Source organism: Tetragenococcus koreensis (genome assembly GCF_003795145.1).
Classification (GTDB): domain Bacteria; phylum Bacillota; class Bacilli; order Lactobacillales; family Enterococcaceae; genus Tetragenococcus; species Tetragenococcus koreensis.
Genome location: NZ_CP027786.1, coordinates 1,054,774 through 1,074,407, shown reverse-complemented (window position 1 = coordinate 1,074,407; position 19,634 = coordinate 1,054,774). Strand labels below are relative to the sequence as shown.

Sequence of the window (19,634 nt, the reverse complement as noted above, 5' to 3'; positions counted from 1 at the left end):
GATAAAATGGTACCAATAAGTACAATTGTCGCAATGGCTGCGGCACTTATTATTTTAATCGGATTACTTATCGGAGCGTTTTGGCTTTTGCGGCGAAAAGTTGGCATAAAAATGGTGCCAGTAGCAGTAGGTGCTGTATTTTTTGTTATTTTTGCTTTGATATTAGAGCAGAATTTGCATAGTCTTGTTTTGCAACCAAACGCCCAAGGGCAAACTTCATTAAGTAGTAATCACCCGGTTGTCTATGTCATTTATGGTATACTTGCCGCAGGAATCTTTGAAGAGACGGCTAGGCTTATCGGGTTTCATCTTTTAAAGAAAAGTTATCCCACGTTTGCTACCAGTCTTGCTTATGGACTTGGGCATGGCGGGATTGAAATGTTAATTATTGGTGTTGGTTCTTTGTTTAATAATCTATTAGTCAGCCTTTTGCTACAAGATCCTAACGGACAGCTGGCACAAGAATTGCCGCAAAACGTCATTCAAGCTTTACAAAATGTTTCTTCAGGCGATTTCTTTTTAATCGTGATTGAACGTTTCCCAGCACTGCTAGTTCAGATTTGTTTATCAATACTGGTATGGGTAGCAGTAAATAAAACCAAGAAATTCTGGCTTTTCCCACTTAGCATTCTATTACATGCACTTATTGATTTACCAAGTGCGGTGGCCCAAGTTGGCTTTTTATCAAATTATGTCATTTTATATAGTTTATTGTATTTAATGACGGCAGGATTAATCTTTTTCACGATACAAATAGTAAAACATAATCAACTTTACCCATTTAAAAAGTTGGCCTAAAGCAAAATTCATTTTTAGGACGAATATTATTTGTCTAAAAATTTTGAAAATGATATGCTTATATATATTAAGAAAATAAGAAAGGGGTTTTGGTATGACTGCTGGAGGTATTGCCGGCTTAATCGCCGCTATCGCGTTTGCAGTACTAGTCATCTTTCTGGTAAAATTATTATTGAAAGTTGAAAAGACGGTATCTTCTGTTGAAAAAACAATAACAGAAGCAAATAATACGATAGAGGTAGTAACAAAAGATGTAGATTTACTTTCGCGAGAAGTGGAAGGGTTGCTGACAAAAAGTAACGAACTATTTTCAGATGTTAATAAGAAAGTTGCCACTATCGATCCATTATTTACTGCAATTGCTGATTTAAGTACTAGCATTTCAGAATTAAATGCTTCCGGAAAAAATCTTGTTTCAAGAATTAGTGATCTAGGAAAAACAACAGCTCAAGCAACAGTTGCTGGAAAAGTTGGAAAAACTGCAATGAAGTTTTTTGCTAACCGAAATAAAGAAGATTAAATTGGAGGGATCCTTATGGGAAAAAAAGATGGATTTTTATTAGGCGCTGTGGTCGGCGGAACGGCAGCTGCAGTGACAGCCTTATTATTGGCTCCTGAATCAGGTAAACAATTACGCGATAAAGTAGCAAAACAAGTTGATCATGCATTAGATGCAGCATCAGACTATACGGATATCGCAAAAGATAAAGGCAGCGATCTAACCGACCTTGCAAAAGAAAAAGCAGAAGATCTTAGCAAACAAGCAAATGACCTTGCTGATTCAATGAAACATAAAACAAAAGGTACCGCTGAAGATGTCAAAGATACAGTGACAGATGCGGCAGAAGATTATGCGGATCTAGCAAGTGATATGGCAGATGATGCCAGAGCAACTGCAGAAGATGTATCTGATCAAGTACAAGATACAGCCGAAGATATCATCATTGATGTCAAAGATACTTCAGACGCTATGCAAGATACCATTGCTGATGCGGCAGATGAAGGAAGCTCGATTGCTCAAGAAGCCAAAGAACAAGCAGATGATGTAACTGAAGATGCTAAAGCTGATTTAGCTGCTGAACATGAAGATATCAAAGAAGATTTTGACGATTCTGTAGAAGATTTGAAAGATCAAATCGAAAAAAATAATCCAGCAGATCAATAAAAATTGGCTCTTTGTCAACTGGTGTTGGTAAAGAAAACTCGATAAATAAAGGAAGCAGTTAGGCGCTATGGTCTAGCTGCTTTTTTTAGTTTGTATAGGTAAGGGTCCGGGTTGGAAATACTTTCCTCGGTATAAAAAGATCCGTTGCCGAAAGTTCTCAAAGCTATGGAAACCATAAGCGACTCGTTTTAGGACTTTAATATGATTATTTAAACCTTCTAAAGGACCATTAGAGTAAGGCACCGTTAAAGCCAGCCGGATCTCTTGTCGATACTTGCGAAAGGTCTTGACTACGGGCTGAAACGGGTCAGGAAGCTGAGACAAATCGGTTTTTAATAATTGATCCAAACGTTCGATATCTTGCTTATGAAATGCAGAAAGGAACGATTGATAGATTTTATAGCCTTGTCTAAGCGTGGAATGATAACTTAATAAGCGGTCGACAATCTCTTGCTCGGTTAAATGATCCCGAAAACTAGGCCGCCAATATCGTTTTTTGTAATCCAGTGCCCAAGCTTTTTTCTGTAGAAGTTTCCAATATTTTTTGAGGTGCTTATATTCTTTTTGCCGACGGTTAAAGGTGTTCATCACTTGTTTCCGTTGTTGTTGGAAAGCTCGCCCAATATGTTGGCTCATATGGAAACGATCAATGACTAACTGCGCATTAGGAAAAAGGGCTTTAACTAAGGAAGCATACGGACTGTAAAAATCCGAAACGACATAGTGCACCTTGGCTCTTTCCTCTCTAGGATAACGAGCGAAAAAGGCTTCTAAATGAGGCAGTTGTCGATTAGCGACAATCTCTAAGAGTTGCCGCGTTTTCCCATTCATCATAATAAAACTCATGGCACCAGAAACTCGTTTGACCGATTGAAATTCATCAAAACAAAGTACTTCCGGTAAGGAAGTATTGGGGTTAGCTGTTTAGGTTGAAAACTATGCAGCACACGTAAAACTGTCGTCGGCGAAACATGCTTCAACCGGGCGACCATTGACATCGACAAGGGTTGAGCTAATTTTTCTGCAATGGCGAGTTTGACGCGTCGAGCGATCGAACAATGACGGTCCGCGACACTGGTTTCGGCGATAGAAGTTTTCCCGCAAGTTTTACAACGAAAACGTTGTTTCTTCATTTTAAGTAAGGTTTTGTATTCACTCACATCGTTAAGCTGAATCGTCACTTCCTTGAATCCCCATTTCATTAAACAAGCCGTATCTTCTTCGCCACAGTGAAAACAGGCTTGTGGACGATAAGAAAGCTGACCATAAAAGACAAAACAAATGACGCCGTTAATGGCTTCTTTTTGGAAACAATCTTCTTCAAAAGTCAGATTTAAGTCTAGGATATCTAGGATTTCTTTAGTATAATGAGAGATGGACATCTTGAAACACTCCTTTGGATATTTGTTTGGTACCTTTATTCTACGGGTTTTCAAGGTGTCTGTTTTCTATTTTGCTCAGAAAATATAAAAAAACTAGTATGGGCTACAAGAAAATCATTCTTGTCTACCAACACTAGAAATTATAGAGCCTAAAAATTATAGATTGAAATGTTAAACAAAAAATCCGAGTAAGGCGATAAAATCATCGCTTTGCTTGGATTTTTTTATTAGTTTATTCATTCAACTATTGCGCAAACAAAACACTTTTTTTGTTTTTGCGGTTAGAACATTAAACAGTCATATAAATGTTAATAATATAAAACGGAGAAAGAATTGTAAAACCATTCTCCGAGAATGGAAAGATGGAGAACGTTTTAAGGATTCTTTCTCCGAGAATAAAAAGATAGATAATGATTTGCCATTCCTTTATTCAAGAACACCATTTCAGAAGCTGAGACCTTGGAAATATTTTCTATCTTTGAAAACGTAGCTATCATACTCGCTATTTTGAAGAAAAAGTGAACTGACTTTTTATTTTACCATTTGTTTAATTCAGTTTGTCTATTCAATAATTTGTAACTCTTTAGAGGTTTTAGTGAATGGTTGACAGCCATCTTTAGTAACGTAAACGCAATCTTCAATACGTACACCTACTTCTCCTGGTAGATAAATCCCCGGTTCAATTGAGAAACACATCCCTTCTTCAAGTACAAGGTCGTTACCAGCAACTAAAGATGGATATTCATGGATTGTTGTACCAATACCATGACCTAAACGATGGTTAAATGCTTCACCATAGCCATAGTTTTCAATTACTTCACGAGCGATCCGATCTAGTCCACTTGCTGTCATGCCTGGTTTAACAGCTTCCTGTGCTGCTAATTGTGCTTCTAAAACAATGTCATAGATTTCTCGTTGAAATTTTGTAGGCTCTTTAAAAGCAACAGTTCGTGTTGCATCACTACAGTACCCTTTCCAAATGACACCTAAATCAAATAGTACAAAATGATTCTTTTGAACTAGATCATCTCCAGGAGTGCCGTGAGGATTAGCAGCCTTGGCGCCAGCTAAAACTTCTGTATCAAAGGACATTTTAGCAACGCCTTTGCGTTTTAGTTGATATTCGATTTCAGCGATAATTTCAGCTTCTGTTGCGCCTTCTTTAATAGCAGAAAAGCCGATTTCAAAAGCAACGTCAGCCCAAGAGCCCGCTTCTATTAATGTGTCGATTTCTTCTGGCGTTTTACGTAACTGCATTTGTTCAATTACCGGCGTCAAATTTTTGGAAAAATTTGTTTTAGGAAAATAAGCAGCGAACGCTTCAAAATGATCCAAACTTAAGGAAGATTTTTCAATGATAATATCAGCCGGATTGCCATAACGAGTATGAATCTCAGAAGCAATCATTTTCCACGGGTCTTGAGCGTCTTGATAACCAATAACATCATATTCCCACGGGCTTTCTTTGGCAGCTTGTGCATCTAATGCTGGCGCAAATAAGAATGGATCTTTATCAAGTGCAAAGAATAAAGCTAAAATTCTTTCATGCGGATCGCTTGCAAATCCAGTAAAATAGGCAACAGTATCCGGATCTGTAATATAGGCGAGGTCTGTTTCATTTGCTTTCATCCAAGTTCTTAGTTCGTTTATCTTTTCATCATTCATAAGAGGCCTTCTTTCTAATCTTGTCTATTTTCATTTTAGCACTCTTGCAAAATAATTTCTAAAATTTGCTTAAGAAAAAAGCATTTTCATGAAAAGTATGTAAAACGGTTGCATCTTTAAAAAAAATTTGCTATTCTAGAAAAGAAATGAAAATGAAGTTTTCAGAAAACAAAAAATGATAGGGAGACTTAAATATGGAGAAACAAACAATTACGATTTATGATGTCGCACGTGAAGCGAATGTTTCAATGGCAACTGTATCTCGTGTTGTCAATGGTAACCCAAATGTGAAACCAGCAACACGTAAAAAAGTTTTAGAGGTAATCGATCGTCTTGATTATAGACCAAACGCGGTAGCTCGTGGTTTAGCCAGCAAAAAAACAACGACAATTGGTGTCATTATACCTGATGTCAGCAATATGTTCTTTTCTTCGTTAGCTCGCGGTATTGACGACGTAGCTACGATGTATAAATACAATATTATTTTGGCAAATTCAGATGGAGACAGTGCTAAAGAAGTTCAAGTTTTAAATAACTTATTAGCAAAACAAGTCGACGGCATTATCTTTATGGGACATCGCATCACAGACGAAGTTCGTGGTGAATTTTCACGTTCAAAAACGCCTGTAGTCTTAGCAGGTTCAATTGATCCGGACGAACAAGTCGGTAGTGTAAACATTGACTATACTGGAGCAACAAAAGAAGCTGTCTCACTTTTAGCTAAAAATGGACACGAAAAAATTGCTTTTGTCAGTGGAGCGCTTATTGACGCCATCAATGGTCAAAATCGTTTAACTGGTTATAGACAAGCACTAAAAGAAAACAATTTAGAATATAATGAAGGTTTGATTTTTGAATCACCGTATAACTTTAAAGATGGACTAGCTTTGGTTGATCGTATCTTAAACAGTGGCGCAACCGCAGCTTATGTAACTGATGATGAACTTGCTATTGGAGTTTTAGATGGTCTTTATGATCATGGAGTAAAAGTTCCAGGGGACTTTGAAGTTATTACAAGTAATAACACATTATTAACAGATGTGGCTCGTCCACGTTTGACAAGTGTTACCCAACCGTTATATGATATCGGCGCAGTCGCAATGAGACTGTTAACAAAATTAATGAACAAAGAAGAAATCGAACAAAAAACTATTGTATTACCATCTAGTATTATGGAAAAAGGCTCAACCAAATAAACAGTTAAATAACTTAATACAAAAAAACGTCTCAATTATTGAGGCGTTTTTTTTTGTGCAAAAATTTGTGTAAATTTTAATTGTACCTTATTAACCTGGATAAATAGTTATTACTTAGTTGTTATGAAATTTCTAATAGTTAGTGAGAAGGTTCCGATTCATAAAGAACTACTAAAAAATAGGTTTATTAAGTATAATAATATTCTTTATAAAAAAGGTAGTTTATTCAATGATTGTAGCAAAATTAGTTAAGGTCGAGGGAACTAGCAGAAATTAATGAGTATAAATGAAAAATAAAAAGTTTGCTACATCTACTCGATAGGCTTCAGGAGTTGTTTTTTTATCGTTCATCACAATGGAGAGTAATTCGCTTACATTTTTTGTGAAGGACGAGTATGGCAAGCAAACTTGTAAGCGTTTATCATTGAATTTAGAAAGGTTGAATAACATGAGCGATCGTAATCATGAAATACTCCATCAGTTAATTAGAAAGAGGGTGGTAGATGAAACAGAATTACTGGAAGGATTTCAAATTTCTGCTAGGCAGTTGCAATACAGTATCGAAAATATAAACGAGGAGTTAAAAATGAATCATCTTCCTTTAATTGAAAAAAATAATGGTTATTACTATAGCAATTTAGCAGCTGATGACTATTTTTCAATGGACCAGGAAATTAAAAATATATATTTCCCTAAAGAAGATCGAGTACGTCTGATTACTTTAATGATCCTAACCAGAGATCAACCTCTATCTTTAGATCATTTTTCTATCGACTTAAAGATAAGCAAGAATACGGCATTGTCTTATGTTAAAAAGACAAATATTTATTTAGAAGAAAATGATCTGTCTTTGAAGTTTAGTCGGAAAAATGGGTATCACATGGTAGGGGATGAATGGGATAAACGAATGGTTTTATTCCAGGTAATCGCTAAATTATATAAGAAATATGGCGAAAGAATTATTAGTCAACTTATGGAAACAAGTCAGAAATATACGAATACTGTTCAACAGAATATTATTATAATTGAAAATTATTTAAATATTAAATATGTTGATGAGGAATTTTATCCTTTGGTTCATTTTGTTGCAGCTGTACTTTTACGGATAGAAAAAGGCAAAGCAATTGAAGAAAATCGTATTCATGATAAAAGAGAAATTGAAAATACGGGTATCTATCAATCGTTAACTTATTTAATGGTTGATTTTCCGGAGATTTCATCAGATGAAAAAATATTTATCGCGTTGCAATTGTTAAGTACAAATGTACGTAATAAAAATGTGCTTGCAGATAAAGACTTACCATCGTTGGAAAATGCATTATGGGAATTTTTGACAGAATTTGAGGCACATACATTTTTAGTACTAAGAGATAAAAAGGAATTGTTACAAAAGCTGATTAATCATTTTCGCCCGGCTTATTATCGAATAAAATACAACATTACGGTTGAAAATGTTTTATACGATCAGATTCGTTCAGAATATAGGGTATTACACAATTTTGTACGTGATTCGATAACGCCTTTAGAAGACTTTTTCCAAACAACGATAGCAGACGAAGAAATTGCCTATATCACTCTTTTTATTGGCGGGCATTTGATTGAGAAAGATACAGATGATTTTGAAGCTAAAATCATTAAAGCTGTCATCTTATGTCCGAACGGTATTTCGATGTCTAATTTAATTGAAAATAATTTAAGAGAACTGTTTCCAGAATTTCTTTTTTATCCAACAAATTCAGTTCGAGAGTATCAAGATTTTCGTTTACCACATGATATTGTTTTTTCGACAGTACCTATTCAGTCGAATAAAAAAGTGTATGTGATTAACGATATTCTGAATAAATCTGAACAAACAGAGCTAAGACAGCATGTGATTAAAGATGTTTTTAAATTAGACTTTGCAGGGACTACCTCAAAGGAAATACTCGCACTTATTAAAAAACATGCGACGATTTCTGATGAAAAAGAATTACAAAGTCAATTAGAGACATTGTTATTAAAAGGTAAAGATCAATCCATCGGAGTAGGGTTGAATGAATCCTCTAGTGAAATCCATTTGGCAGAACTTTTATATAAAGATCAAATCATTATAAGTGATCAAAAACTTGAATGGGAAGATGCGTTAAAGAAACTTAGCAGTACTTTAATTGATAAAAAAGTCATTGATCAGAGGTATCAAAACCGTTTGTTACAAGAGTACTCCACAAAACCCAGCTATATTTTGATCAGAAGGAGAATTGCTCTTCCTCATTTAGATCCTAATCTTGTAGAGCAAAAATTAGGTATAAGTTTATTGATAACCAAAAAAGGGATTTCTTATGGAGATCAATCAATCAATATCGCAATTTTGTTAACAACGCCTGATAAAACAAGTCATTTAGGAGCACTATATGATATTAATAAAATAGCTCACGATGAGAATTTTATTAATGGGCTAACTAAACTCGAGACAAAAGAAGAAATTATTCAAGCTATCGAAAGGTTTACTACTGCAAGAAAGAAAGAAATAAAATAACATTAACAATCAATTCGAAAAAACATAAAAGAAAAACTATGTAGTTTCTTTGCTATTACACAATTATATAACGAACAAACAAATTATTTAATTAAAGGAGAAAAATCATGAGTAATAAAACAATAAAAATATTTGTAGCATGCGGTAGTGGAATTGCAACTTCGACCCTAGTGCAAGAAAAAGTAAAAAAGTTTTTTACCGAGGAAACTGACATTAAACCAGTCATTACGAAAGGTAATTTAAATCAAATAGGCTCTCAAGATAATAAAGTTGATTTAATTCTTGTAACCTCAAGTTATAAGAAAGATACAAAATCGCCTATTATTCAAGTGACTAACCTGATATCAGGTGTTAACGAAGAAAAGACGAAAAAAGAGATATTAGCTAAAAGTGAAGAACTGGCTAAATAATTAAAATCGAGAGGGAGGCACTAATAGTGAATACTTTATTTAACATATTTCAAGATATTTTAAATTTGGGACCGGCAGTTATGCTACCTATCATTATGCTAATATTGGGCTTAATTTTTCGAATGAAATTTGGCGATGCTTTAAAAACAGGTTTGTTAGTGGGGATTGGATTCCAAGGCTTATCATTAGCCATTGATTTGCTAATGAGTTCAATTAATCCAGCTATAGAATACTACAGTGAAATTGGCGAAGGCTTTACTACAGTTGATGTTGGTTGGGCAGCTGTTGGTGCTGCTTCTTGGGGAGTACCTTTTTCTGCTATTGCAGTTTTGTTAATTGTAGGGGCCAATATCCTCTTGGTTGTCACAGGTTTAACTAAAGTAATCAACGTCGACCTCTGGAATTTCATCCATTTCCTAATACCTGGAGCGCTTGCATACGCTCTTTTTGATAGCTTTTGGTTAGGTTTAGCCATTACCGTTGGGCTAGCAGTTATTACCTTATTTATTGCAGAAAAAGCAGCTCCTTATTGGCAAAAATATTTTGGCGTTGAAGGGACTACAGTTACAACTCTTTCGTTTCTTACATTTGCTTGGCCAGTAGGAATATTAGGGAACAAGATTATTGATTTGATTCCAGGCTTAAGAGATTTTGATCTTAACATGGAGAAAATTGAAGAAAAAATTGGGTTTTTCTCCGATCCAGCTGTTATTGGTTTAATTATTGGTAGTTTAATTGGTGTCATTACTAAGCAGGATTGGCAAACAGTACTTACAATGGGAACAGGAATCGCAGCAGCTTTAGTCTTACTTCCTAGAATGGTTTCAATTATGATGGAAGGCCTTTCATCGATTAGCGATGCAGCTAGAAGCTTTATGGGACGTTTCACAAAAGATGGCGAAACATTAGTGGGAATGGACATTGCTTTAGGCGTAGGGGACAGGGCATCTAATACAACTTATTTATTGCTTATTCCAATTTCTATTGGTCTTGCATTCATTATTCCGGGAATGACCTATCTTCCAGTAGGTTTACTAACCAATATTATTTATATGATTCCATTAATTGCCATGGCGTCGAAAGGGAATTTATTGCGAACATTTATAATTGGCTTAGTATTTACCACGATTGTAATGATTGGTGCAGATATATTTGCGCCTGAAGCCACTGAAATGATGACCGGTGCTGGTATAGAAGTAGATGGATTAGTTACAGATTCACTTTTTGGGAATAGTATACCGAATATAATTATCAGTCTATTTTCAAGATTGCTTGGATTTAGTTAATGATTTAAATCATAAATTTATGTAAGTTTAATAAACAGTTATACGTTCAAAACGGTAAATTTTTACTTGAATAAATAATTATGCTAGGAGTAATGTAATTGGAAGTTTCGGATGTTTTAAATAAAAAATTGATTTTTTTGAATAAAAGGTTTAATAGTACCGATGAGTTATTTGATTTTATAGGAAATAAGGCAACGAGATTAGGTTTATCTAAAGATAGTTATGCGAGTGCATTGAAAGAAAGAGAGTTATATTTTCCAACAGCACTCGAATTCAATAATATTGGTGTGGCAATTCCACATGCTGATTCAGGACATATTAACAATGAATTTATATCGCTAATTACACTTGACGAACCAATAGAGTTTAGTGCAATGGAAGACTCTGATAGAAGGATAAAGGTTAGCATCGTATTTGTTTTAGGTCTATTAAAAGCTAATGATCAGCTTGCAACTCTACAAGCAATTATGCAGCTATTACAAGAAGAAAATACGCTTAAATATCTAATGGATGCAAACAATGTTGACGATGTAATGAATTCGTTGAATGGTATATAAAAATATCGTGAAATACATTAGTAAGTTAATTGTATAGGTAACTACAAGCAAATTAACAGATTATGAAAAATTTTAGAAAGAAAGAAGGAAATAATAATTATGGAAAATTTTGCAGGAAAAGTAGTCTTAATTACTGGTGCAGCGAATAACATTGGAAAAGGGATTGCCCTTAAATTTGCTAAAGCGGGTGCTAATACTGTTATTGTTGATTACGATATGGAACAAGGCAAAAACACGGCTGATGAAATTACGCAAGAGTATGTGCAATCCCTTTTTATACAAGCTGATGTGTCAGACCCAGAAGCTATGTTAAAAGTACGCGAAGAAGTATTTAATACGTTTAATCGAATTGATGTTTTAGTGTTAAACGCAGGGATTGGAAATAAAAACAGAGTAAACGATATTACCTATGAAGAGTGGAATAAAATGCTAAGCATTAATTTGACAGGACTTTTTAATACAGTGAAAGTTTTTTATGAAGATTTTCTTCTAAATAAAGGTGCTATTGTTTATATTGGTTCAGGCTCTGCACTTAGTGGAACTGGCGGTGGCGTTCCATATCCAGCTTCAAAAGCTGGTGGAGAAGGGTTGATGCGTGGCCTAGCTAAAGAGCTTGGTTCTAAAGGGGTAAATGTAAATACAGTTGCGCCTCGCTTGATTGATACGGGAATGTTAAGAGTCAGTCATCCCACTCAAGAAAGTTTGGATAAAGCTATCCAAGAAGTACCTGTTGGACGCTTAGGCACCATTGAAGACATAGCAAATTTGACTTATTTCTTGGCTGATCCAGCAAATTCCTTTATTCAAGGACAAACGATTTTACTTGATGGGGGCCGAACGATCGGTTAATTTTTGAGATAATTTTATAAAAATATGGGATAAAAAAATATAGAAAATCAGTTAAACAAATAACTAAAAACGTTAGCTGAACGAAGTCTTAATCACAATGATGATGAGATGCCGTTCAGCTTTTTTAAAGTTGAAAACGTACTGTCAGAGCAAGTCCTCCTATATAAATCCGTGTGTTTTTAAATAGTTATAAGTTATAATTTAACTAATAACAGTTAGGTGTAAAAAAGGGGGAGAGGGAGCATGAATAAGTACGTGATTTATCTTCGTGGTATCAATGTTGGAGGGAAGAATAAGATTAAAATGGTTGATTTACGTTCGTTTTTGTCCGCTGCAGGGTTTGATCAAGTAAAGACGTATATACAAAGTGGAAATATTGTTCTTCAATCTATACTGCCTATTACTGAAATTGGTCCTAGGATAGAAAATTTACTGGTCCGAGAGTTTGAATTAGATAGCGATTTAATTCGAGTGTTAGTTATAGAGCCGCAAGTCTATCAAGCTATTATGGATGAAGCACCTAAAACTTTTGGAAAAGTTTTTGCTGAAGTTGATTATCGATACGATGTCATGTTTTTAATGGGACTTACTCCTGACGAGGTAATGAAAGAAATTGAGGCACGAGAAGGCATTGACAAAGTATGGCAAGGTACACATGCTATCTATTACCGCAGGCCAGGACCCAATCATCCAGACTACACTAAAAGTGCTTTATCTCGGATTGTAAAAAAACCAGTCTATCAAATGATTACTATACGTAATTGGAAAACATCAATGAAGATGCATGAAATGCTAAATTCGTTGTAAAAGGTTAAAGAGTGATCAATAAAAAACCAAGAAAAGCTCGCAAGCTTTCCTTGGTTTTTCGGTTAATCATCTTCATTATCAGCATCATCGCTATCATTATCACTGTTTCCTGATTGGCCGTTTTGCCAATAATCTTCATAATTCTTTTCAGTACCCCCAATACCAAATTTGAAGCTTGGATCTGGTGGCGTTCCTTTAGCCCAATAAGAATCTGTTGTATCAGTAGGGACGCTCATGGTTGAGCCATCTACATCTACAGTATCGTTATTGCCTACTTTTGTTCCAGTAAATTCAGATACTTCTTCTTCTTTAACATCATCGTCTAATTCAAAGTCCTCATCAGCACCTAGACTATCTGGATTAGCTTGGTAAATAGCATTGGCTAAATATGCCATGTATTGTCCAGTCCGTTTACCAGCGTCACGGTCGGTTCCTTGGTTATCTTCACGACCCGACCAACTACTTAGTGTAGCTTTTGGTGTAGAGACCACTAGCCAAGAGTCTTTGTATTCATCAGTCGTTCCTGTTTTTCCAACCCAGTCAGCATTAGAAAGATTAGAATTTAAATTGCTAACATTTGATTTAAATTGAGTCGTATGACCACTGTCTATAACACTGCGCATTAAATCATTCATGATGGAAGCGGCTTGTTTTGAATAAACACGCTCTGGACTTTCTTCATGTTCGTATAGCGCATCGCCATTTGAGTCGGTAATTGAGTCAATCAGATACCCTTCTTGATAGACACCGCCGTTAGCTAGAGTTTGAAAGCCATTTGTTTGCGCTAATGTTGTTACTTCAGGGACACCAGATGACGCTGATTCATAGGTCCAAGAATCAGAAGCTGGGTAGTTCATTTTCTTCAGATAGTTATCATAGACAAAGGAAGTATCATCCTTGCTATCTAAAATATCTTGATAAATATGATAACTAGCAATATTACTTGAATGTTCAAGCGATTCGCGAACGGTTTGGAATGTCTCAGTTCCTTTGTTTGTTGCATTAACAATGGGGTCGCCTTTATTTTCCCCTTGCTGCCAGTCTGTAGGATAATCAGAGACGCGGGATTCAGTACCCATTAAACCTTGATCAATGGCCGGCCCGTAAACAAGTGCTGGTTTGATAGCAGAACCTGCTTGTCGGGTTGCATTAAATGCGTGATTAAATTGGTTTTCCTCGTAATTTCGTCCACCAACAAAGCCTAAGATTTTTCCTGTTTCATTATCCATATAAACATTTCCAACTTCGACCTGATTGTTGTTATCCAATAAGTAGCCATAATTTTCAGCAGTATCTTGCATCGCTTGATAGATATCAGGGTCAATGGTTGTGTTAACAGTATAACCGCCATTAGCCAATTTTTGCTGTGCTTCTTGAATGTAATTTTGATAGGTTTCTTCTTGAGAAAACTCTTCACTGCTGACATCGTCTTCATTAGCCAATTGTTTAGCTATAATTTCTAAAGCTTCATTCATCACAGTATTGTATAAAAAGCCTTGCTCGTTTTTGTCTTCGGAGCTTTCTCTCTCTTGAAAGTCAGCAGCCAAATCGTAGTCGCGCGCATTTTGATATTCTTCTTTTGAAATATCATGGTTGCGATACATGCTAAATAGCACATAATCTTTACGCTCTAAACCGGGTTCTAAATCTTCTTGCTTATCGCCTGAATTGGTATAAGGACTATAAGCAATCGGACTTTGAGGCAGACCAGCAATAAAGGCTGCTTGTGGCAAGTTTAGATCATTCGCATCTTTGCCAAAAATTCCTTGCGCTGCTTCTTTAACTCCGGCAATATTTTGTCCTTCGTTATTTCGACCAAAAGGTGAAACGTTCAAGTACATGGTAACAATCTCATCTTTAGAGAAATTTTGTTCGACTTGGTTTGCTAGTAAGATTTCGTTGGCCTTACGTTTAAATGTCACTTCATCGGACAAAATCTGCTGTTTGACGATTTGTTGTGTTAAAGTCGAGCCACCGCTTGAACCAACGCCTGTTACTTCTGAGACAAGTGCTCGGACAACAGCTTTGGGAACAACGCCCTTGTGCTCATAAAAATTCTCATCTTCTGTAGCAATGACCGCTTTTTTCAGCGAGTCAGATATCTGATCAGAATCCACACTTTCACGTTGCAGTTCAGTATCGATGGTTGCAATATTACTACCGTCTGCGTACTCTAAATGGGAAGTTTCATCAATATCTCCTAGATCATTTTGCAGTTCTTCTTTGGTAAGCGTCGGGGTATCTTCGACTAAATAAGCAAAGTAGCCTGCACCGATTCCTACACCGAGAGCGCCAAACAAGAATATAAGACTAACTGCCACTAATAGTAGTGACTGGATGACCCGTATTACAATGTGAAAATAAAACCAGCCATTATTTTTCTGCGGTTTTGATTTTTTACTATTTTTTTTCTGCTGCGACAAATTCGTCACCTCATTTATTTTTACTTCTGTATGATTATAGCAAAAAAAGTTTTACTTGAATAGTTTACCTGCTGTTTTAATCAAAAACTAAGACTTTCTTTTAAGGAAATTTTCAGTTATCATTACAATGAGTATATTTTACAAGGAGGAAATGCCATGCATTCAGACTTTTTTCAAGAATTAAAACAACGCGGGCTCGTTCATCAAACAACGGATGAAGAGACACTAGAAAAACAATTAAACGAAGAGTCTGTAAAATTATATGTAGGATTCGATCCTACCGCAGACAGCCTACATATTGGACATTTATTGCCCATTCTGATGCTTCGTCGCTTTCAACAAAATGGCCACGTTCCAATCGCGCTAGTAGGCGGCGGTACCGGAATGATTGGAGATCCATCATTTAAAGACCAAGAACGGCAATTAAACCCTTTATCAACCGTTCAAGATTGGTCTAATAACATTAAGCAACAATTATCACAATTTATTGATTTTAATAATGAAAAAAATCCTGCGATTGTCGCCAATAATTACGATTGGTTAGGCGAAATGACCTTGATCGATTTTTTGCGTGATGTGGGTAAAAATTTTACAATTAATTATATGATGAGTAAAGAAAGTGTGAAACGCCGTATTGAGGCAGGGATTTCTTATACTGAATTCGCTTATCAATTATTACAAGCTTATGACTTTTTAAAATTATACCAAAAATATGGCTGCCTTTTGCAATTAGGTGGAAGTGATCAATGGGGAAATATTACCTCAGGGATTGAATTATTGCACCGTGAAGAAGGAGTGCAAGGTTTTGGCTTGACGATACCATTAATTACCAAAGCAGACGGAAAAAAATTTGGTAAAACCGAAGGCAACGCTATTTGGTTAGATGCTAACAAAACGAGCCCTTATGAATTTTACCAATTTTGGTTGAATACAGATGATCGTGATGCGGTCAAGTTCTTGAAATACTTTACTTTCTTTCGTTTAGATGAAATTGCTGAAATTGAGGAAGAATTCAATCAAGCTCCGGAAACGCGAGTAGCTCAAAAAGCATTAGCTAAAGATGTGACTACTCTAGTTCACGGAAAAGAAGCTTATGAGCAAGCTGTACGTATCTCTGATGCATTATTTAATGGCTCGATAAAGGCGTTAAATGCAGATGAATTAGACCAAGCTTTTAGTGGCGTACCCGCTTATGAAGTTAGTTCTGAAGATTCGTTGAACCTCGTTGACCTATTACTTGCTGCGGGTATTGAAACTTCGAAGCGACAAGCAAGAGAAGATATCAATAATGGAGCGATCTATCTTAATGGTGATCGCATTCAAGATACTAGTTACGAAATTGCTGAAGAGGATAAATTAAGTGGAAAAACCACCGTTATTCGTCGCGGCAAAAAAAGATACTTTATGTTGCGCTTTTAATGAAAGATAGGAAAAGAATCACAAGAGATTTGTTTTCTTGTGATTCGATTTTTTTAAGAAGGAAGTTTTTTGATTGGGAACGATTATCACGCGCGCTGTCGGTTTGTTTTTAATTATCTTACTGGCTTATTTTTTAAAGCAGATTGGCTTTTTGAACAAAGCAGACGGTTCCAGCTTATCTATTGTGATTATGAATGTGACTTTGCCGGCAGTTGTCATTATTAATTTAGCTAATCTAGATATCAAGGGCAATTTACTACTGTTTGTATTACTTGGATTACTTTGGTCATTCTTACAAATTTTTCTAAGTTATTTTGCAGCTAAAAAGAAAACAACAACTGACCAGCAATTTTTTATCTATTGTGCCTCTGGTTTTAATATTGGAAACTTCACATTGCCTTTTGTGCAAGGCTTCTTACCATTAGGCGTTCCTTTATTATCCATGTTTGATATTGGGAACAGTATTATGCTTGCTGGTGGTACCAAAGTTGTCAGTGATCGTTTAACGGGACAAAACACTGGGGTTCATTTTAAAAGTATATTGAGGCAATTGTTTTCCTCAATTCCTTTCACTTGCTATGTGGTTATGTTAGGGTTACGCTTAATTTCCATTGACTTACCCGCGTCTTTTCTAACGGTATTAGAACCGGTGGCGGACGCCAATGTCTTTTTGTCGATGTTCATGATCGGTTTGTATTTAGAATTACGTTTACCTAAACCCGATCGTAACACCGTTTTACAGTTATTAACATTACGTTATGCAATGGGATTATTGTTTGTATTATTCTTTTATTTGTTACCCATCGCCTCACTAACTAAAATTATCCTGTGTCTGCTTTGTGTTACGCCGGTGCCATTATTTGGCGTAGTGAACTCGGTCATAGCAGGAATCAAAGAAGAAAGTGTCGGGTTTGCTTCTTCCGTTAGTTTCTTAGTGAGCTTGCCGTTGATGACCCTACTATTACTATTGCTAGGCTCATCTGTTTAAAAATTTCAGATACATAGGAAAAAAGATAGGAGGAAATGATATGTTAATAGGTTCTCATGTTTCAATGAAAGGAAAAGAGATGTTGTTAGGTTCTGCCCAAGAAGCTGCGAGCTATGACGCGTCTACCTTCATGATCTATACAGGAGCTCCACAAAATACTCGCAGAAAAGCGATTGAAGATATGCGTATTGATGAAGGAAAAAAATATATGGATGAACATGGCTTGTCCAATATTGTTGTTCATGCGCCGTATATCGTTAATTTAGGTAATCCAGCTAAAAAGCAAGCTTTTGAATTTGCTATTCAGTTTTTAAAAGATGAAATTGAACGGGCAGAAGCACTAGGTGCCAAACAAATTACGTTGCATCCTGGCTCACATGTAGGCGCTGGAGCAGATGCTGGTATCGCACAAATTGTCAAAGGTTTAAATGAAGCACTAGATAAAAATCAGGTAGCACAAATTGCGCTAGAGACTATGGCTGGAAAGGGGACTGAAATTGGCCGATCTTTTGAAGAAATTGCGCGCATTATCGACGGAGTTACTTTAAATGATAAACTTTCGGTCACATTTGATACCTGCCACGCTAGTGATGCAGGATATAACATTCGCGATGATTTTGATGGGGTATTGGATGAATTTGACAAAGTGATCGGTTTAGATCGTTTGAAAGTCGTTCATATCAATGATTCTAAAAATGACCAAGGCTCACATAAAGACCGCCATGCTAATATTGGTTTTGGGACTATTGGTTTTGATGCTTTGAATCAAGTGGCACATCATGATAAATTAGCGAAATTACCCAAAATTTTAGAAACGCCTTGGGTGGGTGAAGATAAGAAAAATAAAAAATCACCTTATGGCTTTGAAATTGCGATGCTTCGTAATGGGAAATTTGATCCTGATTTGTTAGAAAAAATTGAACAACAGTAAGTGAGCAAAAGCAGAATACTCATTTCTGCTTTTTGTGTACCTGGTCATTTTTCTGTATAATAAAAATTAGAAGGGCAGGGATGAACGATGATTTTAGAGGAAACTTTTCAATTAGCAAATGATACAAAGATACCTAAAATTGGTTTTGGTACTTGGCAAATGTCTCCAGATGATGCTTATCGTGCTACGAAATACGCCTTGGATAATGGCTATAAACATGTAGACACTGCGTATGTTTATGGAAATGAAACTGAAGTGGGTCAAGCGATAAAGGATGCCTCTGTGGCTCGCGATGAAATTTTTGTTACAACCAAAGTCCCAGCAGAAACAGATACCTATGCAAAAGCGATGGAAAATATTGATGAGTCCTTGCGACGTTTGGGCTTGGATCATGTTGATTTGTTATTGATCCACGCGCCTAGACCTTGGAGTAGAATTGGCGAACCACGCGAAAATGATGATCGGAAGAATAATCAAGTATGGCAAGCTTTAGAAGATGCTTACCATGAAGGAAAAACAAAAGCAATCGGTGTGTCAAATTTCAATATTGATGACCTAAAAAATATTATCGAAAATGGGAAAATAAAACCCATGGTTAACCAAATCAAATGTTATATTGGCAATTTGAGTACAGGTAATATTGATTTTTGTCAGAAGCATTCGATCTTAGTCGAAGGTTATTCACCGCTAGCGACTGGTGGAATACTAGATGATGAACGGATTCAAAAAATAGCGAAAAAATATGACAAATCCATTCCACAAATCGCTATTCGTTACTTGTTGCAAAAAGATGTATTGCCACTTCCTAAGTCTGTGCATGAAACCTATATTTTAGAAAATGCTCAAGTCGATTTTGTTTTACAAAAAGAGGATATGGACGAATTAGATCAGTTGTAAGGTAATTGTTAAAAAGAGTGATTTCTACCTTTTCTTTTCGTTATTTTTCTAGTAAAATACTTAATGGACAGTCTAGAGGAAAGGAGAATACAAAATGTCAATCGGTTATGTAATCTTGATTGCAGTGATCGCTTTAGTTATTGGAGCTATTGGCGGTTTCTTTTTAGCACGTAAATACATGGAAGACTATATGAAAAAAAATCCACCCATTAATGAAGATATGTTACGCACAATGATGATGTCAATGGGGCAAAAACCTTCTGAAAAGAAAATACGTCAAATGATGCAACAAATGAAAAATCAAAAATAAGAAAAAAGCGGATCTTAAAGATTCGCTTTTTTTTAT

At 35.8% G+C, this 19,634-nt stretch carries 17 protein-coding genes and 1 pseudogene; 15 read left to right on the top strand and 3 right to left on the bottom strand.

Annotation, left to right across the window (positions count from 1 at the left end):
* Positions 1-6 precede the first annotated feature (6 nt).
* The 3 genes from C7K43_RS05025 to C7K43_RS05015 all read left to right on the top strand — a co-directional run bounded on the left by C7K43_RS05025 (position 7) and on the right by C7K43_RS05015 (position 1,963).
* Entirely contained in the window at positions 7-798 is a 792-nt protein-coding gene (locus tag C7K43_RS05025; RefSeq protein WP_124005863.1) for a YhfC family intramembrane metalloprotease, read from the top strand.
* Between the two features lie 94 nt (positions 799-892).
* On the top strand, positions 893-1,318 hold the full coding sequence (locus tag C7K43_RS05020) for a DUF948 domain-containing protein (RefSeq protein ID WP_124005862.1): 426 nt from the start codon (positions 893-895) through the stop codon (positions 1,316-1,318).
* A 15-nt stretch (positions 1,319-1,333) separates the two neighbouring features.
* A complete protein-coding gene (locus C7K43_RS05015) occupies positions 1,334-1,963 on the top strand; it encodes a YtxH domain-containing protein (protein WP_124005861.1) in 630 nt (209 codons plus the stop codon).
* A 72-nt stretch (positions 1,964-2,035) separates the two neighbouring features.
* Here C7K43_RS05015 and C7K43_RS05010 read toward each other — a convergent pair.
* Together C7K43_RS05010 and C7K43_RS05005 are read right to left on the bottom strand one after the other, a co-directional pair.
* A pseudogene (locus C7K43_RS05010) lies at positions 2,036-3,345 on the bottom strand (ISL3 family transposase).
* Between the two features lie 561 nt (positions 3,346-3,906).
* Positions 3,907-5,010 carry an aminopeptidase P family protein gene (locus tag C7K43_RS05005; RefSeq protein WP_124005860.1) on the bottom strand — a complete coding sequence of 368 codons (1,104 nt, stop codon included), beginning with the start codon at positions 5,008-5,010 and terminating at the stop codon, positions 3,907-3,909.
* Between the two features lie 194 nt (positions 5,011-5,204).
* Between C7K43_RS05005 and ccpA the strand changes: the two genes are divergently transcribed.
* From ccpA to C7K43_RS04970, 7 genes are all read left to right on the top strand, one after another.
* Positions 5,205-6,206: a catabolite control protein A gene (gene ccpA, locus C7K43_RS05000; protein ID WP_124005859.1), complete on the top strand. Its 1,002-nt coding sequence runs from the start codon at positions 5,205-5,207 to the stop codon at positions 6,204-6,206.
* A gap of 448 nt (positions 6,207-6,654) precedes the next feature.
* Complete coding sequence (locus C7K43_RS04995) at positions 6,655-8,721, top strand: BglG family transcription antiterminator (RefSeq protein ID WP_124005858.1); 2,067 nt, start codon at positions 6,655-6,657, stop codon at positions 8,719-8,721.
* Between the two features lie 107 nt (positions 8,722-8,828).
* Positions 8,829-9,131, top strand: a complete 303-nt coding sequence (locus C7K43_RS04990) for a PTS sugar transporter subunit IIB (protein ID WP_124005857.1) — start codon at positions 8,829-8,831, stop codon at positions 9,129-9,131.
* 26 nt (positions 9,132-9,157) lie between these two features.
* Positions 9,158-10,417 carry a PTS transporter subunit IIC gene (locus C7K43_RS04985; RefSeq protein ID WP_124005856.1) on the top strand — a complete coding sequence of 420 codons (1,260 nt, stop codon included), beginning with the start codon at positions 9,158-9,160 and terminating at the stop codon, positions 10,415-10,417.
* Between the two features lie 98 nt (positions 10,418-10,515).
* Positions 10,516-10,974 carry a PTS sugar transporter subunit IIA gene (locus C7K43_RS04980; RefSeq protein ID WP_124005855.1) on the top strand — a complete coding sequence of 153 codons (459 nt, stop codon included), beginning with the start codon at positions 10,516-10,518 and terminating at the stop codon, positions 10,972-10,974.
* A gap of 99 nt (positions 10,975-11,073) precedes the next feature.
* On the top strand, positions 11,074-11,823 hold the full coding sequence (locus tag C7K43_RS04975; protein ID WP_124005854.1) for an SDR family NAD(P)-dependent oxidoreductase: 750 nt from the start codon (positions 11,074-11,076) through the stop codon (positions 11,821-11,823).
* 243 nt (positions 11,824-12,066) lie between these two features.
* Positions 12,067-12,630: a DUF1697 domain-containing protein gene (locus C7K43_RS04970; RefSeq protein ID WP_124005853.1), complete on the top strand. Its 564-nt coding sequence runs from the start codon at positions 12,067-12,069 to the stop codon at positions 12,628-12,630.
* A gap of 62 nt (positions 12,631-12,692) precedes the next feature.
* On the opposite strand, the gene C7K43_RS04965 is transcribed toward C7K43_RS04970, so the two are convergent.
* Complete coding sequence (locus C7K43_RS04965) at positions 12,693-15,053, bottom strand: transglycosylase domain-containing protein (protein ID WP_124005852.1); 2,361 nt, start codon at positions 15,051-15,053, stop codon at positions 12,693-12,695.
* Between the two features lie 156 nt (positions 15,054-15,209).
* Between C7K43_RS04965 and tyrS the strand changes: the two genes are divergently transcribed.
* From tyrS to C7K43_RS04940, 5 genes are all read left to right on the top strand, one after another.
* Positions 15,210-16,472 (top strand): tyrosine--tRNA ligase, encoded by a 1,263-nt coding sequence (gene tyrS / locus C7K43_RS04960; protein WP_124005851.1) that lies wholly within the window; start codon positions 15,210-15,212, stop codon positions 16,470-16,472.
* 73 nt (positions 16,473-16,545) lie between these two features.
* Complete coding sequence (locus C7K43_RS04955; RefSeq protein WP_124005850.1) at positions 16,546-17,460, top strand: AEC family transporter; 915 nt, start codon at positions 16,546-16,548, stop codon at positions 17,458-17,460.
* Between the two features lie 40 nt (positions 17,461-17,500).
* The gene (locus tag C7K43_RS04950; RefSeq protein WP_124005849.1) at positions 17,501-18,391 is read left to right on the top strand and encodes a deoxyribonuclease IV; all 891 of its coding nucleotides are present in this window, start codon (positions 17,501-17,503) and stop codon (positions 18,389-18,391) included.
* Positions 18,392-18,478: 87 nt separating this feature from the next.
* Positions 18,479-19,288: an aldo/keto reductase gene (locus C7K43_RS04945; RefSeq protein WP_124005848.1), complete on the top strand. Its 810-nt coding sequence runs from the start codon at positions 18,479-18,481 to the stop codon at positions 19,286-19,288.
* A 94-nt stretch (positions 19,289-19,382) separates the two neighbouring features.
* A complete protein-coding gene (locus tag C7K43_RS04940; RefSeq protein ID WP_124005847.1) occupies positions 19,383-19,598 on the top strand; it encodes a YneF family protein in 216 nt (71 codons plus the stop codon).
* The last annotated feature ends 36 nt before the right edge of the window (positions 19,599-19,634 follow it).